Source organism: Cellulosilyticum sp. (genome assembly GCF_982396655.1).
This window is the reverse complement of record NZ_CEVXFV010000019.1, coordinates 37,467-60,751: the sequence shown is the minus strand read 5'-3', so window position 1 is coordinate 60,751 and position 23,285 is coordinate 37,467. Positions and strand designations below refer to the sequence as shown.

Annotated in this window: 30 protein-coding genes; 2 read left to right on the top strand and 28 right to left on the bottom strand. The window is 35.3% G+C overall.

Annotated elements, in window-relative coordinates; all coding sequences use genetic code 11:
- Positions 1 to 2 precede the first annotated feature (2 nt).
- The 3 genes from AC1VAQ_RS10060 to AC1VAQ_RS10050 are packed head-to-tail and all read right to left on the bottom strand — an operon-like array spanning position 3 to position 4,686.
- Positions 3 to 521, bottom strand: a complete 519-nt coding sequence (locus AC1VAQ_RS10060) for a hypothetical protein (protein WP_302599836.1) — start codon at positions 519 to 521, stop codon at positions 3 to 5.
- Between the two features lie 28 nt (positions 522 to 549).
- Positions 550 to 3,390 carry a phosphodiester glycosidase family protein gene (locus tag AC1VAQ_RS10055; protein ID WP_479903863.1) on the bottom strand — a complete coding sequence of 947 codons (2,841 nt, stop codon included), beginning with the start codon at positions 3,388 to 3,390 and terminating at the stop codon, positions 550 to 552.
- Positions 3,391 to 3,405: 15 nt separating this feature from the next.
- Positions 3,406 to 4,686: an LCP family protein gene (locus tag AC1VAQ_RS10050; protein WP_479903862.1), complete on the bottom strand. Its 1,281-nt coding sequence runs from the start codon at positions 4,684 to 4,686 to the stop codon at positions 3,406 to 3,408.
- A gap of 339 nt (positions 4,687 to 5,025) precedes the next feature.
- Between AC1VAQ_RS10050 and AC1VAQ_RS10045 the strand changes: the two genes are divergently transcribed.
- Positions 5,026 to 5,880, top strand: a complete 855-nt coding sequence (locus AC1VAQ_RS10045; protein ID WP_302597287.1) for a deoxyribonuclease IV — start codon at positions 5,026 to 5,028, stop codon at positions 5,878 to 5,880.
- A 5-nt stretch (positions 5,881 to 5,885) separates the two neighbouring features.
- Positions 5,886 to 6,629 (top strand): elongation factor P 5-aminopentanone reductase, encoded by a 744-nt coding sequence (ymfI, locus tag AC1VAQ_RS10040; RefSeq protein WP_302597288.1) that lies wholly within the window; start codon positions 5,886 to 5,888, stop codon positions 6,627 to 6,629.
- A 384-nt stretch (positions 6,630 to 7,013) separates the two neighbouring features.
- Here ymfI and AC1VAQ_RS10035 read toward each other — a convergent pair whose 3' ends face one another.
- From AC1VAQ_RS10035 to rpsH, 25 genes are all read right to left on the bottom strand, one after another.
- On the bottom strand, positions 7,014 to 8,387 hold the full coding sequence (locus AC1VAQ_RS10035) for an LCP family protein (protein WP_303244316.1): 1,374 nt from the start codon (positions 8,385 to 8,387) through the stop codon (positions 7,014 to 7,016).
- A 252-nt stretch (positions 8,388 to 8,639) separates the two neighbouring features.
- Positions 8,640 to 9,032 (bottom strand): 30S ribosomal protein S9, encoded by a 393-nt coding sequence (gene rpsI, locus AC1VAQ_RS10030; RefSeq protein WP_302597291.1) that lies wholly within the window; start codon positions 9,030 to 9,032, stop codon positions 8,640 to 8,642.
- Between the two features lie 24 nt (positions 9,033 to 9,056).
- On the bottom strand, positions 9,057 to 9,488 hold the full coding sequence (gene rplM, locus AC1VAQ_RS10025) for a 50S ribosomal protein L13 (protein WP_302597292.1): 432 nt from the start codon (positions 9,486 to 9,488) through the stop codon (positions 9,057 to 9,059).
- A 160-nt stretch (positions 9,489 to 9,648) separates the two neighbouring features.
- Positions 9,649 to 10,386 (bottom strand): tRNA pseudouridine(38-40) synthase TruA, encoded by a 738-nt coding sequence (truA, locus tag AC1VAQ_RS10020; RefSeq protein WP_479903861.1) that lies wholly within the window; start codon positions 10,384 to 10,386, stop codon positions 9,649 to 9,651.
- Between the two features lie 163 nt (positions 10,387 to 10,549).
- Positions 10,550 to 10,900 carry a hypothetical protein gene (locus AC1VAQ_RS10015; RefSeq protein ID WP_302597294.1) on the bottom strand — a complete coding sequence of 117 codons (351 nt, stop codon included), beginning with the start codon at positions 10,898 to 10,900 and terminating at the stop codon, positions 10,550 to 10,552.
- 526 nt (positions 10,901 to 11,426) lie between these two features.
- Complete coding sequence (locus AC1VAQ_RS10010) at positions 11,427 to 12,218, bottom strand: energy-coupling factor transporter transmembrane component T family protein (RefSeq protein WP_302597295.1); 792 nt, start codon at positions 12,216 to 12,218, stop codon at positions 11,427 to 11,429.
- On the bottom strand, positions 12,218 to 13,078 hold the full coding sequence (locus tag AC1VAQ_RS10005; RefSeq protein ID WP_302597296.1) for an energy-coupling factor transporter ATPase: 861 nt from the start codon (positions 13,076 to 13,078) through the stop codon (positions 12,218 to 12,220). Before AC1VAQ_RS10005 ends, AC1VAQ_RS10010 begins: the two co-directional genes overlap by 1 nt.
- Complete coding sequence (locus tag AC1VAQ_RS10000; RefSeq protein WP_302597297.1) at positions 13,063 to 13,941, bottom strand: energy-coupling factor transporter ATPase; 879 nt, start codon at positions 13,939 to 13,941, stop codon at positions 13,063 to 13,065. Before AC1VAQ_RS10000 ends, AC1VAQ_RS10005 begins: the two co-directional genes overlap by 16 nt.
- 229 nt (positions 13,942 to 14,170) lie before the next feature.
- Positions 14,171 to 14,698: a bL17 family ribosomal protein gene (locus tag AC1VAQ_RS09995; protein ID WP_302597298.1), complete on the bottom strand. Its 528-nt coding sequence runs from the start codon at positions 14,696 to 14,698 to the stop codon at positions 14,171 to 14,173.
- A gap of 25 nt (positions 14,699 to 14,723) precedes the next feature.
- On the bottom strand, positions 14,724 to 15,683 hold the full coding sequence (locus tag AC1VAQ_RS09990; RefSeq protein ID WP_302597299.1) for a DNA-directed RNA polymerase subunit alpha: 960 nt from the start codon (positions 15,681 to 15,683) through the stop codon (positions 14,724 to 14,726).
- Between the two features lie 51 nt (positions 15,684 to 15,734).
- Positions 15,735 to 16,361, bottom strand: coding sequence for a 30S ribosomal protein S4 (gene rpsD / locus AC1VAQ_RS09985; RefSeq protein ID WP_302597300.1), 627 nt, complete (start codon positions 16,359 to 16,361; stop codon positions 15,735 to 15,737).
- A 13-nt stretch (positions 16,362 to 16,374) separates the two neighbouring features.
- Complete coding sequence (gene rpsK / locus AC1VAQ_RS09980; RefSeq protein ID WP_054739476.1) at positions 16,375 to 16,782, bottom strand: 30S ribosomal protein S11; 408 nt, start codon at positions 16,780 to 16,782, stop codon at positions 16,375 to 16,377.
- A gap of 23 nt (positions 16,783 to 16,805) precedes the next feature.
- Positions 16,806 to 17,174 (bottom strand): 30S ribosomal protein S13, encoded by a 369-nt coding sequence (gene rpsM / locus AC1VAQ_RS09975; RefSeq protein WP_054739479.1) that lies wholly within the window; start codon positions 17,172 to 17,174, stop codon positions 16,806 to 16,808.
- A 172-nt stretch (positions 17,175 to 17,346) separates the two neighbouring features.
- Positions 17,347 to 17,460, bottom strand: coding sequence for a 50S ribosomal protein L36 (gene rpmJ, locus AC1VAQ_RS09970; protein WP_010167328.1), 114 nt, complete (start codon positions 17,458 to 17,460; stop codon positions 17,347 to 17,349).
- Between the two features lie 27 nt (positions 17,461 to 17,487).
- Positions 17,488 to 17,706 (bottom strand): translation initiation factor IF-1, encoded by a 219-nt coding sequence (gene infA, locus AC1VAQ_RS09965; RefSeq protein ID WP_054739480.1) that lies wholly within the window; start codon positions 17,704 to 17,706, stop codon positions 17,488 to 17,490.
- 15 nt (positions 17,707 to 17,721) lie between these two features.
- Complete coding sequence (locus AC1VAQ_RS09960; RefSeq protein WP_302597301.1) at positions 17,722 to 18,000, bottom strand: KOW domain-containing RNA-binding protein; 279 nt, start codon at positions 17,998 to 18,000, stop codon at positions 17,722 to 17,724.
- An 11-nt stretch (positions 18,001 to 18,011) separates the two neighbouring features.
- Positions 18,012 to 18,764 (bottom strand): type I methionyl aminopeptidase, encoded by a 753-nt coding sequence (map, locus tag AC1VAQ_RS09955; RefSeq protein WP_302597302.1) that lies wholly within the window; start codon positions 18,762 to 18,764, stop codon positions 18,012 to 18,014.
- 2 nt (positions 18,765 to 18,766) lie between these two features.
- Positions 18,767 to 19,414 carry an adenylate kinase gene (locus AC1VAQ_RS09950; RefSeq protein ID WP_302597304.1) on the bottom strand — a complete coding sequence of 216 codons (648 nt, stop codon included), beginning with the start codon at positions 19,412 to 19,414 and terminating at the stop codon, positions 18,767 to 18,769.
- 21 nt (positions 19,415 to 19,435) lie between these two features.
- Entirely contained in the window at positions 19,436 to 20,686 is a 1,251-nt protein-coding gene (gene secY / locus AC1VAQ_RS09945) for a preprotein translocase subunit SecY (protein ID WP_302597305.1), read from the bottom strand.
- A complete protein-coding gene (gene rplO / locus AC1VAQ_RS09940) occupies positions 20,687 to 21,130 on the bottom strand; it encodes a 50S ribosomal protein L15 (RefSeq protein ID WP_054739490.1) in 444 nt (147 codons plus the stop codon).
- Positions 21,131 to 21,164: 34 nt separating this feature from the next.
- Entirely contained in the window at positions 21,165 to 21,350 is a 186-nt protein-coding gene (gene rpmD / locus AC1VAQ_RS09935) for a 50S ribosomal protein L30 (RefSeq protein WP_054739492.1), read from the bottom strand.
- Positions 21,351 to 21,365: 15 nt separating this feature from the next.
- Positions 21,366 to 21,878, bottom strand: a complete 513-nt coding sequence (gene rpsE, locus AC1VAQ_RS09930; RefSeq protein WP_302597307.1) for a 30S ribosomal protein S5 — start codon at positions 21,876 to 21,878, stop codon at positions 21,366 to 21,368.
- Between the two features lie 21 nt (positions 21,879 to 21,899).
- Complete coding sequence (gene rplR / locus AC1VAQ_RS09925; protein WP_302597308.1) at positions 21,900 to 22,268, bottom strand: 50S ribosomal protein L18; 369 nt, start codon at positions 22,266 to 22,268, stop codon at positions 21,900 to 21,902.
- Positions 22,269 to 22,290: 22 nt separating this feature from the next.
- Positions 22,291 to 22,830, bottom strand: a complete 540-nt coding sequence (gene rplF, locus AC1VAQ_RS09920; protein WP_302597309.1) for a 50S ribosomal protein L6 — start codon at positions 22,828 to 22,830, stop codon at positions 22,291 to 22,293.
- Positions 22,831 to 22,860: 30 nt separating this feature from the next.
- A complete protein-coding gene (rpsH, locus tag AC1VAQ_RS09915) occupies positions 22,861 to 23,262 on the bottom strand; it encodes a 30S ribosomal protein S8 (RefSeq protein WP_302597310.1) in 402 nt (133 codons plus the stop codon).
- Positions 23,263 to 23,285: the final 23 nt, after the last annotated feature.

Sequence of the window (23,285 nt, the reverse complement as noted above, 5' to 3'; positions counted from 1 at the left end):
AGTTATTGTATTGTATAGCCACCTCTTACCATGACTGTAAGCTTTGTATTTGCAAGTAGACCTCTGCCATCTTCTCTAGGAATAAGCAGTAAATGATTTTTAGGAATCTCTGTTGTCTCACCTAAATCTTCACCACTTGTAATGTCTTGAAGGCCACCAGCTACTGATGCTACTGCTTGCGCCTTACCTGCTCTTACAATCATTTCTGTACTTTGTGCCCCAAATATGATTTGACCTTCTTGTACTACAACGACCTCAAAAATATTGTTATCTGTATTTTGGCCATTTTTAAGTTCATCTATTTCTTCCATTAAGTTCTCAATAAGTGCTTGTTGTGTTTCTACCTGCTTTGCAATGCTACTATTATTACCTACGCTACCACTTATTTCAGCAACCTTTTGATCTACATAGCTTTTTGTTACAAGAGGGTCATTTGATGACCCAATACCGTTATCTGCTGCATAAAGTGTTGTTGCTGTAATACCCATTACGGCTAATGCTATTTTTACTTTTTTATTCATTAGTATACCTCCTTATTGTTTAGAATATTTATGATGCTGTAAATGGCTCAAAAGTATAATACACTTTATCTCCTACCATTTTAAATTTTACAAAGGACGCATCTTTTACATTATCTGTTGTTGTATTTAAGCCGCTCGTTTTTATGTATCTAATACCATCTTCGATTCTTACTTCATTTCCTGTTGTACCAGTTGTAATAACGAATATGTTTTTGCCAGTCTGCTCTCTTGTTTCTCTTAAATACTTATGAAATGCTTTTCCTTCCTCCGTATCACTAAATTGTGTGAGTGGATTTTTGCTCATTACTAATATAATATTCTTTGCATTTGAGGTGCTGATAGCCGACTTAATATTTAACCACGCTGAAGCTTGTGTTGCTCTAAGCCCACCACTATCTGTACCCGCCATGATTACTCTTGTGCTGCTATAATCTTTGACCTCATAAGTATTTTTATAAGCTATGCTATTTGCTGTTAGTGGCAAACTTAAATTATTACCTGATGCCATCACCACTAAACTACTTTTATTTGAAAGCTGATTTGCTATCTTATTAGTTGTTTCTTTACTAAGTAGCATACTCTCTACTTTTGTACCACCTACTGCATTTATAACATACTGGTCACCAGTAGGGTCCTGTAATGTTTCCTTATACCATGGATCAAAGCGATAATCATCTCTTACACTAATGCCTTCTCTGTCTTTAAACCCTCTTGTAATAGAAACATGGTCTATATAAACTGCAGTTGTTGTTTTTTCGCTAACTGAATTTGCATAGGTATAGAACTTTGTAACCTTTGCTGGAAGTACCATATCTTCTGGTAAGGCTGTACTTACATATTTCCAGCCTTCAAAATTAATATTGTCTGTGAGTTTTAAATAAAATTTCTTGTTATTACTATCTACTACTTCTACTTTTGCCACATGTCCTTGTTTTTTACCATATAGCCACATATTTAAGCTCATGGCATCACTTGGAATTTCTATTGGTGTATCAAATAAAGTATATGCGACCTGTTTATTCGCTGACTTTTCAAAAGTATAAGTCATTTTAATTGACTTTGTTCCATGATATTTATACTTTTCGTCATTGCAAACTATAACATTCCCCTTAACCGTTGAGGTATCTCCGCCCCAACTTGCCTTATTTGTTTCAAAAGATTCAATAGCAGATGTTACATTCCCTACCGTTACACCCAACTTAGCTGTAAGTCCCTTATAGTTGGCTGTAAGTGTAGCCAGTGCTTTTCCTTTTGTTACAACAGTATTATTCGTAGCACCTACTGTATTGTTATCACTTGTCCATGTAATACTACTTGCTGTAAGTGGCAACTTATACCCTTCACTATCAATGCCATAAACTTGTACAGTTTTTGTACTATTTTCATCTACCTGCAAGTTAGAAGGTTCAATTCGGATACCTTGTGGTTTCTCAGATACAATAATTTCTGTACCTACTTCAACCCCATCATAACTTGCAATAATTAATGCTTTACCGCTGCTTGTTGGGATAAATTTGTTACCTTCAAACCTTCCATTAACACCTGCTACCGAATATGTAATATTGTCCTTATTAAGCGTTACTGGATTGCTATTTTCATCTACAGCTTTAACAGTCAAGCTAATACTTTCTCCTACAAAGGTGCGATTATAATTTGTGTCTATTATAAGCTGTGCCACATCTCCTGTTTCAGAAGTTGTAAAGACACCTAATCCATTGATTACTTTTCTTTGACTACCATCTGACGGATTATTTTGCAATGTAACTTCTGTTTCACCTTCATTACGTGCCACCATTGTTGTAGAACCACCACCATCGAAATACATAGCATCTTTTACATTGTAGCTTTTTAGAAAAGTGACTAAGTCACTATGTGTCATTCCTTTATAGTCACCACGTCCATCAATGGTTATTAATAATACCTCATTAGAATTCTTAAGTGTAGCAACTATTGTTCTTGGATCATTAGAGGTAGGCGTAATCTTATGTGCTGCACCTGTATATTCTACGCCATCTTTCATAATTAATCCGCCGCCGCCAATGCCTAACTTAATATTGCTTACAGCTTCTGTAAGCCCATTACTTAAATATAAAAATTGTTGTAAGTCGACGCTTGTTCCTACTTTTAATTGACTATAGTAGTTATTAGCATCTTGTTCACCTATAAGTATCACATATCCATTTTTCGGAATATCTACTGCTTCATTTGATTTTGAACAATAAGTTACTACATCTTCTTCTACTACAATTGTATATGTATTTGGAAGCTTACTAATAATACTACTTGTATTTGAATAATATGTACAATCTACAACCACTGGTCTGTAGAGCTTAGAAGGGATATTATTATACCCTCCCATTGCTCCTACAAACGTCCCATTAGCATTTAATCTTAGCGACACACCATAATAGTCCATTGAAACACCATTATTTGTGTCTATTGTAAATGTTCCCATATACTTATTAGGTCCTAACGAGGAATAATTGCTATTATAGGCATGCTTAAGCTCTCCATCAGAAATGACTGGTCCAAAGCTTGGTGTACTACTTGTAGAAATGTCAAAGAAGTCCGAGTTAACCCCTGCTATAGCACCTGCATCATTTACCATTTGTAAAACTGTCTGTCTTGATGTGCCATTTGCCGCTTCTATAGGTTTTAAAGTGACATTGGGTTCATTTAGGTTAATCCTAAGTACATTAATATTACGCCAGCCAATTTCACTTAAAATCTTTTCATTAGTAAGCGTTGCACCTTTTGTTAATGTCTGTGTTGTCGTCTCTTGATGTAATATAGCACCATAAACTACATTAGTGCTTATTAAAACTGAAAATAATACAATTCCTCTGAGCTTAAACTTTGCAAGCCTCATTTTTTTAATTCCCCCTTACTGGGCATCATTACCCAATACAATTTGTATATCATAGTCAAGTGTTGTATCTAAAACTAATTCAGCACCTAAGAAATATTTCTGGAACTGTGTAGCCTTTTCTAAATCTCTTGCATAAATCACTGTTGTATCTAATATAGCAGGTGTATAATTTCCAATGCTTGATACCGTATATCCTGCGTTTTCAAGTAGTACCTTCGCATTAGCTGCAAGTCCTGCTCTTGCTGTAGAATTTAAAATTTCAATAGAAACGGTTGTATCTACTTCATACGTGTCCTCTGCTGGTGGCACAATATCATGGAATACTTCATTTCTAAATGCAGGTAACGCACTCTCATCAATTACATAGTACCACTTAGCACTTACATACTCTGCTTCCCCTGGTACAATATAAAAGGAAATGTTATCACTATTAAAGTTCTTGAAGTACTTTAAGTAACCTGTCACTTCATTAAGTTTTATATCTGTTGTAACTGTGTCAAAAACAACTGAAGCAATTTGAGGAAGTTTTGCAAATGTAGATGGACTTAATATCCTTTTAGCAAAAGCATCTAAAAAGATTTGTTGTGTTTTAATACGCCCTACATCTCCTTCTGCATAACCTTTACGGAAACGTACAAGACCTTCAGCTTGCTCGCCATCTAATAATTGTAGACCCGGTTCTAAATGAATATGAAGATCTTGATAATTGTCATCATAGTGAAGTCCCTGCCCATTTTCTAAGGCTGGTACTTCTACCTCTACTCCACCAATAGCATCTACTAATTTTCTAAATGCATCTGTTGTGACAATGACATAATTATCAATATTAATATCCAAAATTGTTTCAATCTCATCAATAGTAAAATCACGGATATTCTCAATTCCTGAATAACTGGTCATCTCATTAATCTTAGTTGTATAAGCAACCTTACCAGTATAACGCATAAGTTTATCTCTTTGCTCTTCATCCCAATCTACCATAGTATCCCTTGGAACAGATACAACCTTTACCTTATTCGTCTCACTATTGAAGTTCACAACGAAAATAACATCTGTGCGATAACCATCTTCATCTACACCAAACACCGCTAAATTTTTGTTAATTGGGTCTAGTGGTTTGTTCAAGCTCCAATCCTTGTCGCTACCATCACCACTATACAAAAACTGATTATATAGTACTGCTCCAGCCCCTATTATTCCTGCACATATAATGAGTGTAATGACAACAACTCTCAGAAAAATCTTACGAAGCTTTTTCTTCTGTGCCTTCTTTAACTTACTACTGCTCTTTTTCATAATATGAGTCTCCTATATTACATTGATATTTAGTTGTTCTATGTTCTATTTTAAATTTATACTCACAGACTTTTATTTATTGTTAGCATTTGCTGTTATATTAATTCTAGTTTTACCCTTTCTCTACTTTATGGCGTTTTTTGACATTTACTCGTGTGATACCTACTATATTGTAGTAAAATCTAACTTAGATGTCTATTATAATACATCAATTTATGGAAAAATTATTTCCTTTAATCTCTCTGTAATTTACTTGTAATTTTGTGTAATATGCTATATGTTTGGTATATACTATTTAATAGTAATTATTATTTCGCTAACTTGAAAGGAATTTTATATATGTTAAAACTTGGTTCACATGTTTCAATTAGTGGCGGACTCATCGCTGCTGCTAAAGAAGCTTATTCTTATGGTGCAAATACTTTTATGATTTATACTGGTGCACCTCAAAATACAAAACGTTCACCTATTGAAAATCTCAAAATTAAAGAAGGTAAAGCTTTCATGGAAGCATACGGCCTTTCTGATATTGTTGTACATGCGCCATACATCATTAACTTAGCTTCTTATAAGGAAGAAACTTATGCCATCGCTAAAGAATTTTTAGCTTTAGAGATTGAAAGAACTGCTGCTATCGGTGCCCAATATCTTGTGCTTCATCCAGGTTCATTCACGGACAAGACTTATGAATATGGGGTAGAACGCATTGCCGCTGCCCTTAATGAAATTCTAACACCAGATACCCCTGTGACGATCTGCCTTGAAACTATGGCTGGTAAAGGCAAAGAAATTGGTAGAAGCTTTGAAGAGCTTCAAGATATTATTAGCCGTGTAAAACATAACGAGAAACTCGGCGTTTGTTTCGACACTTGCCATCTTCATGATAGTGGTTATGACATTATCAACGACTTTGATGGTGTCCTTAAACAATTTGATGAAATCGTTGGGCTTGATAGACTTAAAGTATTTCATATTAACGGCTCTCTCAATGTACGTGGTGCCAAAAAAGACCGTCACGCTAATTTAGGTGCCGATGAAACAAATCCAAAAGGAGTCGATCAAATCGGTAAAGAAGCGCTCTACCGCATTGTACATCACCCAATTACAGAAGGTAAACCACTCATTTTAGAAACACCATGGCTTGATAAAAAAACTAATTTATATAAAGAAGAAATTGCTTACTTAAGGGGGTAATTTAAATGAATTTTTCAAATGAAATTGTACTTGTAACAGGTTCTTCAAGAGGTATAGGCAAAGCTATTGCCTATGCCTTTGCAAAAAAAGGTGCAAAAGTTGTCTTAAATGGTGCAACTAGCGAAGAACGCCTCATTGCAACATACAATGAATTCATAAATAATGGTTTAACTGCCACTTACTTTTATGGAGATGTTTCATCTTATGACATAACAGCTAAACTTTTTGAACATATTAAAATGATATTTGGACAAACACCAACCATAGTTATCAACAATGCAGGAATAAGTTACACAGGGTTATTCACAGATACCACACCTGATATGTGGAACAAAATTCTGTCTATTAACTTAAATTCTGCATATAATTGTATTCAACATGCCTTACCAAGCATGCTTCATCACCAATCCGGTACAATCATCAATATTTCGTCTATTTGGGGAAATGTAGGGGCCTCTTGTGAAGTGGCCTACTCTACCAGTAAAAGCGCCCTCAATGGCCTTACAAGGGCTCTAGCGAAGGAATTAGGCCCATCTAATATCCGCGTTAATGCCGTAGCTTGCGGCTGGGTTGATACAGATATGACGAAAGAATATACCGAAGAAGACAAGGCTGCCTTCGTAGAAGATATCCCACTCTGTCGAACAGCACAGCCTGAAGATATCGCTAATACCTGCCTTTATCTAGCCTCACCACTTTCGGGCTATATAACAGGACAGGTTATTGGTGTGGATGGTGGCCTCCTATAAAAAAGTTAGAGTTAGTACCCTTACGCAATTTGTAACACAAATTTGTAACACACTAAACTCAGCATACAAAACTTGCACGCTATGCTACTCAAACAACACCACAAAAAACGCCTTGTATCCTTTCATCAAGATGTTATCAAATTGCTCCGGAAATAACTTATTATGATATTATACTTAAATTATGATATTATGCTTAAAGGTATCACAGAAAAGGGGCTTGCACCGTGAAGTACAAATTAACAGTCTTTCCTCCATACCGAAAAGATGAAGTTAATTTGTTATGTGAATTGTAATATTAATCTATATATATATTGAAAGGGTTGCTGTAAAATCGTTAATGATTTTGCAGCAACCCTTTTAAGAAGTAAGTTTATCAATATTCTTTTATTGTAGATAGTCAGTTCCTAGGATTATTTGTACATCTTGGTCAATTGTTGAACTCGTAGCCACGATTGTTCCTGCTGGTAAATATTCTAGGAATTGTTTTGCTTTAGCCTCATCCTTAGCGTAAACTAAGGTTTCAACTAAATCCTGTTTTGTATAATTATCTATCTTTGGTACAGTGTAACCTAATTTTTCTAGCTTGTCTTTGAAACCACCCGCAATACCTTTTACGCCAGTTGCATTATAAACCTCAACAGTTACAGTTTTATCTATCACTACTTCATCTGCTGCAGCTTCTCCTGATTCACTACCTGCTTCACCTGTAGCAATCTCTGTATCATAAAATACCTTTTGGATTGTTTCATCTAGTTTATCATAATCAATGAAGTAATATGAAGCACCATTTTCCATGCCACCTTCACCATCTATAATATAAAATTCTATGTTATCTGCACTAAATCCCTTCAAATAACTAAGGTAAGTAGGTATTTCTGTAAGTTTTACATCCGTACTTACATTAGAAAATACTGTACTTATAATGCTATATAGCCTTGGAATAATTGATGGACTTAACACTTTTTCTGCAAATGCATCTAAAAACTCCTGTTGTACCTTAACTCTATCTTTATCACCTTCTGGATAACTATTACCATAGTTGTCCTTACGGAAACGTATAAGGCCTTCTGCTTGCTCACCATTTAATACTTGTACCCCTGGATCTAAGTGAATATGCAAATCTTGTTCATAATCATCATATTGTAGTCCTCTTCCTCTAAATTCAGGAACATTAACTTCTACACCACCAATAGCATCTACTATCTGTCTAAAAGAATCTAAGCCCACTAATACGTAATTATCAATTTTCACACCTAAAATATTTTCAATCTCATCAATCGTAAAATCTCTAATATTCTCAATGCCACCATAAGCAGTCATCTCATTAACTTTAGAGACTGATCGAGTATATCCGGCTACTTCTCTAAGCTTAGCATTCTGCTTTTCTGTCCAGTTTACCTTTGTATCACGTGGAATAGAAAGTACCTTTGCCTTATTAGTTGCACTATTAAAGTTTACTACAAATATAACATCAGTTCTTGTCCCATCTTTATCAACGCCAAAAACAGCGATTGTTTGATTAATATCTCCACGTTTTTCTTTTTCCTTCTCTTTAACTTGCTCTTCCTCTGAAATAACTACATCAGGTGTTGATGATGATGTTTCGACACTTCCATCATATAAAAATGCATAATATACACCAACTAACGCTGCGACTAATACTGCTCCAACAATTAAAGTAATACCTGCTGACTTTAAAAACAACCTTAATAATGTCTTATGTTGTTTATCATTCAGCCTTTTTTTATCCTGAGCCATTATAATCCTCCTAATATCTCATTTGTATATGTACCTTCTGCCTAAATATGTGAATATCTTTTTTCTCCTCTTCCATTCTAAGTTATTAGAATATAACTTACAACTATATATCGTCATAAATTATACTTAACTCCAAAAATATTACATTTTATACAAAGTCTCATTTTAACCTTACTACTCTATAAATAAAAAAAGCCAATCCCAAAGGATTGGCTTTCTGTAATACAGTCGCATTCGAACTGCAAAACACAATTAACGTTTTGAGAATTGTGGTGCACGACGAGCTGCTTTGAGACCGTATTTTTTTCTTTCTTTCATTCTTGGGTCCCTTGTTAAGAAACCTGCTTTTTTAAGAGCTGGACGGAATTCACCATCAGCTTGAAGTAATGCACGGCTGATTCCGTGACGGATAGCTCCAGCTTGTCCAGTTGTTCCACCACCGTATACATTTACAAGTACATCAAATTTAGAAGCTGTATTTGTAAGTTCTAATGGTTGACGAGTGATAACTTTTAAAGTTTCTAAACCGAAGTATTCTTCGATATCTCTTTTATTGATTGTAATTTTACCTGTTCCTGGTACAAGGTATACTCTAGCTACTGAGCTTTTACGTCTACCTGTTCCGTAATATCTAACTGCTGCCATTTAAAACTTCCTCCTCTCGGTTAATTAGAATTTTAATTCTACTGGTTTTTGTGCTTCATGGTTATGTTCTGTTCCAGCATAAACACGAAGTTTTGTAAGCATGTGTCTTCCTAAAGAATTTTTTGGAAGCATACCTTTTACTGCTGTCATGATAACTCTTTCTGGGTGAGTTTCAATCATTTCACGAGCTGTTGTTTCTTTTAATCCACCAGCGTAACCTGTGTGTCTTCTATATAATTTTTGATCTAATTTTTTACCTGTAAATACAACTTTCTCAGCGTTAATTACGATAACGTGATCTCCACAATCCACGTGTGGTGTGTAAGTTGGTTTGTTTTTTCCTCTTAATACTGCTGCGATTTGGCTTGCTAATCTACCTACTGTTTGTCCTTCAGCGTCGATAACATACCATTGTCTTTCAACATTTTGAGCGTTTGCCATGTATGTTGTTCTCATTAAAATTTACCTCCTTTGGATCTTATAAAACATAGTTAATATTCTTCTATTATCATATAAAATCCGGGGCTAATGGATTTTATAAGTGGCCTTATTAACACAACCTATATTATATTATCATCGACTACTACTGTCAAGCTTTTTCCTGTGGATTATTTTACTATTCGTAAATTATTTTTAACATTGTAAGTCCTTGCGGTGGGGCTGTAGGTCCAGCTAAATTTCTATCTTTACTTTCTATAATCCTAGTAATATCATCAGCTGAAAGCTTTCCTTCGTTTACTTTTAACAATGTACCTATAATAATACGTACCATATTGTACAAAAATCCATTGCCACAAATATCCACAGTTATTAAATCTTCCTGTTGATAAATGTGGATATCATAGATTGTTCTCACAGTATCTTTTACATCTGTTTTGGCTGCACAAAAACATTTAAAGTCATGTGTCCCCACCATTTTTGCTGCTGCTGTCTTCATTCTTTCTAAATCTACTTCATAAGGATACATTAATGTATATTTATATGAAAATGGATCACGTTGCTTACTATTTAAAATCTGATAACGATATGTCTTACGCTTTGCACCAAATCGTGGATGGAAATCATCGCTTACCCTCTCCACAGACTGTACTGCAATATCCATTGGTAATTTACTATTAATTGCTTTTGCAAGTCTCTCTACAGGTACCTTTGTATCTGAATCAAAAATACAACATTGTCCTTTTGCATGTACGCCTGTATCCGTTCTACCTGCACCTAAAATATATACTTTATGTTGTACAATCTTTTCCACAGCCTCCTCTAAGGTTTCCACAATTGTTATACCATTAGGCTGTCTTGCAAATCCATTGTAATTTGTCCCATCATAAGCAACGATTAGTTTATATCTTGCCATATACGTAAATCCTCCTGCTCAATCTCTATTTTTATGCAATGACTCATCTTTATATAAGTCTATCACACCTTATCTTTATTTCTAATAATCTTATTAATTTCTTTATGCATTATAAGGATACCCATAAATTACCTAAAATTATTCCCTAATGCCTCGAATTTTCTTATGATAATCCATTAATTAAAAACGGCATACCTATCTTGACCATAACCATCCCAGCCATAAGTATGACATATAATGTAGTGCTTAACTTCTTATTAATCATCTGATGTACTTTTTCTATTAATCTCTTCTTTATTCCACCTAGTACATTACGCTTAATCATGCGTTCTATAATTAACTCCCCTATCATTTTTAATACAGCCATCCCACTTAAAATAGTCCAGCCTATTAATAAAATAGTACGTAAAAATCCACGCTCATCACCATCAAAAAATAATAAATAGCCGCTACAACTAAATCCTATAATAGATGTAGCTACATAACACTGATTTGCTAACTCATAAAATTTCATATTTTCCCTCATTGATATAAATTCTAATAGTATTTAAATTATATAGTTAGGACCTCTTCAAGGCAAGATTAACCCACTATTTATAATCTAATTCTAATATAATTCTCATCTTCCACTCACTCATACTAATTTCTTCCTCTCTACTTTAAAATAAAGCAACTCACCTTACATTATCAACTCAAAATTTGAGTTTCACAATTTAGGCTCCACAATTTAGACTTCAAAGTTTAAGCTCCACAATTTGGGCTTCACAATTTAGACTTCAAAGTTTGGGCTTTACAATTTGGGTTTCACAATTTAGACTTCAAAATTTAGGCTTTACAATTTGGGTTTCACAATTTGAGCTCTAAAATCTGAGTTTGGAGATAGGAAAGTTAAAAATCGCGTTCCTACTCTATAAAAAATAAAGGGGAATGTCCCTAAACTATTTAGCTAGTTGCATAACATTCCCCTTTGACTCTTTCAAAGTAATTTATTAACTTTTTTTTAATCTATTAATACTCTGAACAAAATAATTACAGAGCTTTTATAATAAAATACATCCTACCATAAATGCTGTTGCTGTCGCAAAAGCATATGCATCTAACTTTTTATAACAAAGCTTATTCATCCTCGTTCTACCTTCGCCACCTCTATAGCATCTAGCCTCCATTGCCATAGCTAATTCTTCTGCACGTCTAAATGCTGAAATAAAAAGTGGTACCATAATAGGAATCATAGCCTTAGCTCTTTGTATAATATTCCCTGATTCAAAATCAGCGCCTCTTGCCATTTGAGCCTTCATAATCTTATCTGTTTCTTCTAATAAAATAGGAATGAAACGCAATGAAATACTCATCATCATGGCAATCTCATGAGCTGGGACCCCAATCTTTCTAAAAGGATTTAACAGATTTTCAATTCCATCTGTAAGTTCAATTGGTGATGTTGTAAGTGTCAAGAGTGATGAACCTACAATAAGTAAGATTAATCTTACACCCATCTTAGCTGCAATCATAAGACCTTCATCAGTAATTGTAAAAATCCAAAATGAAAAAATAGGATTTCCTGTACGGGTAAAGAACATATTCAAGGCGACTGTAAAGAGCAAAATAAACACAATACTCTTAAGACCTCTCATAATAAATTTAAGCGGTACCTTACTAAGTTTTACTGCACCTAAAAAACATAGTGCCACAAAAGCATATCCAATGAAAGAATTAATAAAAAATAAACCAAATATATATGCAAATGTTATAAGAATCTTTGTCCTAGGGTCCATCTTATGAACTGGCGAGGAGGTTGGGTAATATTGTCCAATTGTAATATCTCTGATCACTATGCCTTACCTCCACTTCTTAAATATGTCTTTATTTTCATCGCTGCTTCTTCTACAGTTAAAACATCTGTATCAATGTCCATTCCTTTTGCCTTAAGGGCTTCCATAATATAACGGATTTGTGGCATTGCTAATCCGATTTCTTCGAGCTCCTTGCCATGGGCAAATACTTCTCTAGGTGTACCTTCATGAACCTTTTTACCTTTATAAAGTACAAGAAGACGATTTACGTATCTTGCTACATCTTCCATACTATGTGAAATAAGTACAATCGTAAGGCCTAATTCTTTATGCATTGTCTTAAGCTGCTCAAATAATTCATTACGACCTTTAGGGTCTAATCCTGCTGTTGGCTCATCTAATATTAGGATATTAGGTTTCATCGCTAATACACCTGCAATAGCTACACGACGTTTCTGCCCCCCCGAAAGTTCAAAAGGTGACTTTTCATAATAACTTTCATCTAACCCAATTGCTTTACATGCATATTCTACACGCTCTTTAATCTCTGCTTCTGATAGTCCTAAATTTTTAGGTCCAAAAGCCACATCCTCATAAACTGTCATTTCAAAAAGTTGATATTCTGGATATTGAAATACTAATCCTACTTGTTGTCTTACCTCTTTCTTATTAACACCTTCTCCATGAATGTTCTTTCCGTTAATAAATACATTGCCACTTGTAGGTTTTAAAAGACCGTTAAACATTTGAATCAATGTACTTTTACCAGAACCAGTATGTCCAATAATTCCTACGAATTCACCTTGTTCAATATTAATATTGATATCATCTAAAGCCTTTTTTTCAAAAGGCATTCCTTCATTATATATGTGTGTTAAATGTTCTATCTTGATTGCCATATTGCCTCTGCCACCTCTTCTACCGTTAATAGATCAGACTTAAAGTCAAATCCTTCTTTATTTAACAAATACATAAGATAAGTTGTATCTGGCACATCTAAACCTATTTTCTTAAGAAGCTCTACTTCTTTAAATACTTCTTTAGGTGAACCTTGTAATAAAACCTCACCCTTTTCAATAACTACAATTCTATCTGCTAAGATGGCTTCCTGCATATAGTGCGTAATATGGATAATCGTAATACCATACTCCTTATTTAATTTTTGCATAGTCTCCATTACTTGCCTTCTACCAATAGGGTCAAGCATAGCTGTCGATTCATCAAAAACAATGCATTTAGGCTTCATTGCAATAACACCGGCAATAGCAATTCTTTGCTTTTGACCACCTGAAAGTTGATTGGGTGATAACCTTTTGTATTCCGTCATCCCTACAGTCTCTAATGCATCATCTACACGTCTTCTAATCTCCTCAGGTTCTATCCCTAAGTTTTCTGGTCCAAAGGCTACATCTTCCTCAATAATTGTGGCTACAATCTGATTATCAGGATTTTGAAATACCATACCTACTTCTTTACGAATATCCCATACATTTTCTTCTTTTGTTGCATCAATGCCACGTACAAACAAAGTCCCTTCCTTAGGTGTTAAAATAGCATTTAGGTGCTTTGCAAAAGTAGATTTCCCCGAACCATTATGACCTAATATAACTACAAACTCCCCTTCTTTAATAGACAAATTAATATGATTAAGGGCTTTAATAGCTTCTTTTTTTTCTCCGTTTTCATCATAATTATAATACTCAAATACTATATCTTTAGCTTCTATAAGATTATCTATCTTAAGATTATTTATCTTTTCCATAGGTCTCACCTCTTTAGTTAGTTATATATATATCTAAATGGTTTATAAACTCAAGTACACTCTTCTCATTGTACCGTATAATGTATATTTGTAAACCACTTAGATCCATATATAAGTAAATACATTCAATATAGCCTTATTAATATACGCTCCTATTGTATAATTCCTATGAATAACTATCTCTATATATCAGAAAAGGGATTAAGAACAAATCCTTAATCCCTAGATATTATACTAATTCGATAATAACTTCTTCTGCACCGTCACCTTTACGTGGTCCGATTTTGATGATTCTTGTGTAACCACCATTACGGTCTGTGTATTTAGGTGCGATTTCGCTAAATAATTTGTCACACATGTCAACTTTTTTAGCTTGTCTTCTTTTGCCAGCTTGAACTTCTGTTACAGGGTATAATACCTTTAACATTTGTCTTCTAGCATGTAAACGAGTAGCGCTATCTTTTTTGATAGTTTTTTCTACTTCATCATATACAGTTACTTTTTTACCATCTACAACTTCTTTAACGCGTTTACCGTTAGCGTCTACTTTAGGTTGTCTAGTTTTAATTGTAACTTCTTCAAAATTGTTTTGTTCGCGAACTGCCATAGCAATTAAGCCTTCTGCGATTTTACGAATCTCTTTAGCTTTAGGTGTAGTTGTTTTAATCTTACCGTGGTATAAGAGATTTGTAACTTGGTTACGAAGTAACGCTTTACGACCTGCAGCGTCACGTCCGAGCTTTCTTTGTCCAGCCATGCCCTAACCTCCTTAGTTGTTGTTCTTAATCTTCACTTGGTTTAAGTGCAAATCCAAGTTCTTCGAGTTTTTGGAATACCTCTTCTAATGATTTACGTCCAAGGTTACGAACTTTCATCATTTCCTCTTCAGTTTTATTAGTTAAGTCTTCAACTGTATTAATTCCCGCACGTTTTAAGCAGTTGAATGATCTAACAGAGAGGTCTAACTCTTCTATTGTCATTTCTAAAGTTTTTTCTTTAGAATCATCTTCTTTTGTTACCATGATTTCTGTAGTACGTGCATTTTCAGATAAATCAATGAATAAGTTTAAATGCTCACTTAAAACTTTTGCAGCTAAAGATACAGCTTCATCTGGTTTAAGTGTTCCATTTGTCCAAACCTCTAATGTAAGTTTATCATAATCTGTTTGTTGCCCAACACGTGTGTCTTCTACGATGAAGTTAACGCGTTCTACAGGTGTGTAGTTAGCATCAACAGGGATAACTCCAATTGGAAGGTCTGTTTTCTTAAGTTTATCAACCCCTTGATATCCACGACCAGTTGTTACTGTCATTTCAATGCAAAGGTTTGAATTTGCTCCACCGCTTAAAGTAGCAATATGATGATCTAAGTTAAGGATTTCAATTTCTGGGCCGCATTTAATATCAGCAGCAGTAACTGCACCTTCACCTGATTTTTCAATATAAATTACTTTTGGCTCCATATTTTGGCTTGTATCTCTGATAGCAAGTCCTTTTAAGTTAAGCATAATTTCAATAACGTCTTCTTTAACGCCTGGAATTGAACTGAACTCATGAAGAACTCCATCAATTTTGATACTGCTGATAGCAGAACCAGGAAGAGAAGAAGAAAGGATACGACGTAAGCTATTGCCTAGTGTAATCCCATATCCTCTTTCTAAAGGTTCAACTACAAAGCATCCATATTTACCATCGGCAGATAATTCTTTAATCTCAATTTGTGGTTTTTCAAATTCCAACACCGGATAAACCCTCCTTTGGTTTTAAAATAAAATATTGAGGGTGACGAACTATTACTTAGAGTAAAGCTCAACGATAAGTGTTTCTTCTACATCTGTATCGATTTGTTCTCTAGTTGGAAGAGCTTTAACTGTACCTCTAAGGTTTTCGATATCCCCTTCTAACCATTCTGGAACAATACGAGATCCTGTTACTTCTGTAGTAAGTTTGAAGCGTTCGAATGATTTAGCATCTTCTTTAACTTCAATTACATCACCAACTTTAACTTGGTAAGATGGGATGTTAACTCTTTTACCGTTTACAGTAATAAGGTTGTGTCTTACAACTTGTCTTGCTTCTGTTCTTGAACGACCAAGACCAAGACGGAATACTACGTTATCTAAACGAAGTTCAAGGAGACGAAGTAAGTTTTCACCTGTGATTCCTTGTTTACGATCAGCTTCTTCGAAGTATGTTCTGAATTTACCTTCAAGAACACCGTAGATTCTTTTTGCTTTTTGTTTTTCTCTTAATTGTGTGCCGTAACCAGAAAGTTTTGTTTTGTTTTGACCGTGTTGCCCTGGAGCGTATGGTCTTTTTTCTACTGAACAAGCAGCAGAATAACATCTTTCACCTTTAAGGAATAATTTTTTTCCTTCACGACGACATTGTTTACATTTAGAACCAATATATCTAGCCATTTTTACCCTCCTATTAGACTCTTCTACGTTTTGGTGGACGGCATCCGTTGTGTGGAACTGGAGTAACGTCTTTGATTAATGTTACTTCAAGTCCAGCTGCTTGAAGCGCACGAATAGCTGCTTCTCTACCAGATCCTGGTCCTTTTACCATAACTTCTACTGCTTTTAAACCGTGCTCCATAGCTGCTTTAGCTGCAGTTTCTGCTGCCATTTGAGCTGCATATGGTGTAGATTTTCTTGAACCTCTGAATCCAAGTCCACCTGCACTTGCCCATGAAAGAGCATTTCCGTTTGTATCTGTTAATGTTACCATTGTATTGTTGAATGTTGATTGAATGTGAGCAACACCACGTTCAACGTTTTTTCTATCACGGCGTTTACGTGTAACAACTTTTTTGCCGCCTTTTTTTGCAACTGCCATTGTGTCTTAACCTCCTTTATTTACTATTTTTTCTTGTTAGCTACAGTCTTTTTAGGACCTTTACGTGTACGAGCATTAGTTTTTGTTTTTTGTCCTCTTACTGGAAGGCCACGTCTGTGACGGATTCCTCTATAACAACCGATTTCCATTAATCTCTTAATGTTTAAAGCGATTTCTCTACGAAGATCACCTTCTACTAAAGTTGTTTTATCAATAAGTTCACGAATTTTAGCTACTTGTTCTTCAGTTAAGTCCACAACGCGTGTATCGAAATCAATACCAGCTTCTGTTAAAATTTGACGAGAAGTTGGACGGCCAATACCATAAATATAAGTAAGACCGATTTCAACACGTTTATTTCTTGGTAAGTCTACACCTGCAATACGTGCCATACTTGTTTCGCACCTCCTATAGGTTTTAAATTAAAAATATATATATAACAGCATAAATGACTCTATGCCGCAGCCGCTTCTAGCTTAAATCACCACACAACATTATATACTAAAAACTTACATAAAGCAATGTTTGTTACGCAAAGTTTATATTAGTATATGGCTGGGATTATTAGCCTTGTTTTTGTTTGTGTTTTGGATTTTCACAGATAACGCAAACACGACCTTTTCTTTTAATTACTTTACATTTTTCGCAAATCTTTTTTACTGATGGGCGTACTTTCATTTTCTGTTCTCCTTTCTTTTATACCATTTATTTAGAACGCCAGATGATGCGTCCCTTGGTTAAATCATATGGAGAAAGTTCAATTGTTACCTTATCACCCGGTAAAACACGGATGAAGTTCATACGAAGTTTACCTGAGATATGACCAAGAACAATATGTCCTCCTTCAATCTCAACTTTAAACATTGCATTTGGTAACTTTTCTATCACTGTTCCCTCTACTTCAATAACATCACTTTTAGCCAAGTTACAAACCTCCTCTTACACAGAAGATTGCCCTAGATACTCTTCAAGAGCTCGCCTTACATCACTGTTCGTGAGACGATTTTCTTCTATGATTTTTTGTTTAATCCATTCAACAGTTGTTAGCGTACGTTGAATATGCTTTTTCTTCTTTAATTTAGGACTATCTACTTTGCGCAGAGCGCCATCAACTAAGTAAACATATTCTTCTTCAATACTTACAATTATGAATGGTCTCCCTTGATCACGCCCGCACTTTGAGAAAACAATCTGCCCTAGTGAATACTCGTTATTCATTTAATCACCTCTTACTTACGTAATGTAAGTATTTCTGGAATATCATCTGTAATAACCACTGTGTTCTCATAGTGAGCTGATGCCATTCCATCTCGTGTTACGAACGTCCAATCATCATCTAGTGCTCTTACCTGCCATGTTCCCATGTTTATCATAGGTTCAATTGCCAGCACCATACCTTTTTGGAGTTTGGGTCCTCTTCCAGGTGTTTTGTAGTTTGGAACTTGTGGTTCTTCATGCAATTCTTTTCCTATCCCATGCCCAACAAGGTCTCTCACTACACCATAACCAAAGCTTTCAGCATACTTCTGAATTGCTTCTGATATCTGACTTAAATGATTCCCAGGTTTAGCATATTTTAAACCTTCAAAGAACGATTGTTTTGTTACTTCTATAAGTTTTAACTTATCGGCAGATACTTCACCAACAGGATAGGTTCTTGCAGCATCTGAGTGATATCCCTTATAGTATACCCCAAGGTCAACACTTACTATGTCTCCTTGTTGTAGCTTTCTCTTACCAGGGATTCCGTGAACAACTTCATCATTAATAGAGATACAAGCTGAACCAGGATAACCATGATAATTTAAGAATGAAGGATATGCGTGCTTACTTCTAATGAATTTCTCAGCAATCTGATCAAGTTCTTTAGTTGTAATGCCTTCTCTTATATGTGAAGCTACGATTTCGTGGGCTTCTATTAGAATTTGTGCTGCCTCTCTCATCAAGCTAATTTCATCAGCTGACTTTATGTGAATTGGCATTCTTACTTCACTCCTAATGCTTGTTTTACCCTGTCACGTACTTCTTCAACTGCGCCTACACCATCGATATCAAGTACTTTGCCTTGCTCTTTGTAGTAAGCGATTAAAGGTTCAGTTTGTTCATGGTAAACATTTAATCTCTTCATTACAGTTTCTGCTTTGTCGTCTTCTCTCTGAATAAGGTCTGCCCCACAAAGATCACACTTACCAGCAACTGCTTCTGGTTTATTTATTTTATGGTAAGAAGCGCCGCAGCTAGGGCAAACTGTTCTACCAGCCATACGATCAACGATCATCTCATCTGGTACATCTACATTGACAACATAGTCAATTGGTATATTTAACTCTTTGAGCATTACATCTAATGCCTCAGCTTGAGGAATAGTTCTTGGGAAACCATCGAAGATCATCCCATTCTTACAATCATCTTGTGTAATTCTACTTTTAACAAGCTCTATAACAAGAGAATCTGGTACCAATTTTCCTTCATCCATGTATGCTTTAGCTTTTTGTCCTAGCTCAGTATTATTAGAGATATGTTCTCTAAAAATATTTCCTGTAGAGATACATGGAATATCATATAGTTTTGTTAGCATTTCTGCTTGTGTACCTTTACCTGCGCCAGGTGCACCTAATAATATTAATCTCATAGCGGCAACCCCCGTTTTATTTTATAAAAATCCTTTATAGTGTCTCATTAACATTTGTGACTCAATTTGTTTAAGTGTTTCAAGTACAACACCTACTACGATGAGAAGTGAAGTTCCTGAGAACGCAACTTGAATATTAAAGATATATTGGAAAAGTAATGGTACAATTGCTAAGATTGCTAAGAAAATAGCTCCTAACAATGTAATACGATTCGCTACATCTGTTAAATAATCTGAAGTTGGTTTACCTGGTCTAATACCAGGAATGAAGCCACCACCTTTTTTCATATTTGATGCAATTTCCATAGGATTGAATGCAATCGTTGAATAGAAAAAGGCGAATGCAAAAATGAGTACAATATAGATCACTGTGCCCACTGGTCTAGTCCAGTTAAGCCATCCTAAAATCGTTGCCCAAATGCCTGTTGCCTGAGCTCCAACTAAATTTGTTACAATTTGTGGGAAGTTCATAATAGACATAGCAAAGATAATAGGCATTACACCTGCTAAATTTACCTTAATAGGTATATGTTGTGATTGACCACCGTATACCTTGCGTCCAGCTGTTCGCTTAGCATATTGTACGGCTACTCGTCTCTCACCTTGGGCCATAAATACTGCAAACCCAATTAAAAGTACAAATACAATTAATACAATCGTTGGGATAACATAACCGTTTGTGTCATACAAGCCTTTTAAATTAGTAGGTAGTGAGTAAATAATACTAATGAAGATATATAAAGATATACCATTTCCAACACCTTTAGCTGTAATTTGTTCACCAATCCACATTACAAGCATTGAACCTGCGATGAATGATAACATTACAAGTAAGAATGTAGGAATTGAATTATCTACTAGCACACCACTTCTAGAAGCCATGAATGTAGTTGCCCAAGATTGAAGTATTGCTAAACCTAATGTTACATAACGTGTATATTGGTTTATTTTCTTTCTACCTTGTTCCCCTTCTTTTGCCAATTCTTCTAGCTTAGTAATTGCAATTTGAAGAAGCTGCATGATAATACTAGCGGTGATATATGGTCCTACTCCTAAAGCAAATATCGCTAATTCTTTATGAGCACCACCTGTGATCATGTTCATAAAATCTGATGCAGTACTGGTGCTCGCTACGATAGCATCACGGTTTACACCAGGAGCCGTTATAGCAACACCAATTCTGATAAAAAGAAACATCCAAAGTGTGAATAAAATTTTCTTACGTAGTTCTGGCACTCTCCAAGCATTCTTAAGAGTTTTGAATAGATCCACCTACATCACCTCTTCTGTTTTTCCACCCACTGCTTCAATTTTTTCTTTCGCACTAGCACTGAAAGCGTTAGCTTGAACTGTTAATTTTTTAGTGATTTCACCTTTACCAAGGATTTTAACACCATCTCTTGGGTTTTTGATGATACCAGCTTGAATCATAGATTCAACTGTTACAACAGCACCATCTTCGAAACGGTTTAATAAATCCACATTGATTCCAACGATCTCAACGCTGTTACGGTTTGTGAATCCACGTTTAGGAAGTCTTCTGTATAATGGCATTTGTCCACCTTCGAAACCAGGTCTAACTCCACCACCACTTCTAGCTTTTTGTCCTTTGTGTCCTTTACCAGCTTGTTTACCGTTACCTGAACCATGTCCTCTACCTACACGGAAAGAAGATCTTTTTGAACCTTCATTTGGTCTTAATGTACTTAAGTTCATGTCTTTGGCACCTCCTTCTTTTGATATCTATTTATTACTCGTTGATTTCTTCAACTTTTACTAAGTGACTAACTTGTTTAACCATTCCACGGATAGCTGCATTATCTTCGTGAATGTTTGAACTGTTTGTTTTTCTTAATCCAAGGGCTTCTACAGTTTTTTTATGTTTTGGAATAGCCCCGATTGTAGATCTAACTAAAGTTACTTTGATCTTTGCCATTGACTCTTCCTCCTATTAACCTAAAAGCTCTTCTACTGATTTTCCACGTAATCTAGCAACTTCTGAAGGTGTTTTTAATCCTGCAAGACCTTCGATTGTAGCGTGAACTACGTTTTTCTTGTTGTTTGATCCTAAAGATTTAGTTCTGATGTTACGGATACCTGCAAGTTCAAGTACAGCACGAGCTGGACCACCTGCGATAACTCCAGTACCTTCTTTAGCTGGTTTAAGAAGTACTCTAGCACTTCCAAATTCACCAATCCATTCATGATGGATACTATCTACATCGTTTCTTTCGATGAAGATAAGGTTTTTCTTAGCATCGTCGATAGCTTTTTGAATAGCATTTGGAATTTCCATAGCTTTTCCTAAGCCTACACCAACATGACCGTTACCGTCACCAACTACTACTAAAGCAGAGAAACGGAAAGTACGACCACCTTTAACTACTTTTGTTACACGTTTAATTGTAACAACTTTTTCTTGAAGATCCATTGTGCTTGGATCAATGCTTAATCTTTTAGCCATGTTCTTTATTTCCCTCCTTTACTAGAATTGTAACCCAGCTTCACGAGCTGCGTCAGCTAATGCTTTTACTCTACCATGATATAAGAAACCACCACGGTCGAATACTACATTTTCAATACCTTTAGCTGCTGCTTTTTTAGCGATTGCTGTACCAACTGCTTCTGCTGCTGCTACGTTTGAAGTTGCTTCTAATGTAGATGCAATTTCTTTTTCAACTGTTGATGCTGCTGCTAAAGTTGTTCCTGTCATATCATCTATGATTTGAGCGTAGATGTGTTTTTCACTTCTGAATACAGCAAGTCTTGGTCTTTGTGCAGTACCTTGAATCTTGTTACGCATTCTGTTGTGTTTCTTAACACGAATCTTGCTACGAGATTGTTTTCTGATCATCCGGATGTCACTCCTTTACTTATTATTTTTTACCTGTTTTACCTTCTTTACGACGGATAACTTCATCAATGTATTTAATACCTTTACCTTTGTATGGCTCTGGTCTACGTTTATCTCTAATTTCTGCTGCAAATTGACCTACAGCTGCTTTATCGATACCTGATACTGTGATTTTGTTTCCATCTACTGCTGTTGAAAGACCTTCTGGATCTTCCATTTCAACTGGGTGAGAATACCCTAAAGAAAGAACTAATTTTTTACCTTGTTTTTGTGCTCTATATCCAACACCATTGATTTCTAACACTTTTGTGAAACCATTAGTTACACCTTCAATCATGTTAGCAATAAGTGTTCTTGTTAAACCATGAAGAGATCTATTTCTTTTTAAGTCGTTTGGTCTTGTTACCACAACTTGATTTTCTTCTAAAGCAATGTTCATTGCTGTATCGAATGTTTGAGTAAGAGTTCCTTTTGGACCTTTTACAACAACTTCATTAGCTGGACTAATTGTTACTGTAACACCTGCTGGAACCGCGATTGGTTGTTTACCAATACGTGACATAAATGGCACCTCCTTAACTTATTTTGCTTATTACCAGATAAATGCGATTACTTCGCCACCAACACCTAATTTTCTAGCTTCTTTGTCAGTGATTACACCTTTGTTTGTAGAGATAATCGCTGTACCAAGACCACCAAGAACTTTTGGTAAGTTGTCTGTGTCTGCGTATACACGAAGACCTGGTTTAGAAATCTTTTTAATACCTGAAATTACTTTTTCATTTTTGTCTTTACCATATTTTAAAGTCATACGAATTGTAGATTTAACTCCATCTTCTTTCACTTCGTATCCTTTGATATAACCCTCATTTACAAGGATTTCAGAAATCGCTTTTTTCATTTTTGAAGCAGGAACCTCAACTACGTCGTGTTTCGCAATGTTCGCGTTTCTGATTCTTGTTAACATATCTGCAATAGGATCGCTCATTGTCATAATATTTGCCTCCTTTCCTTCTC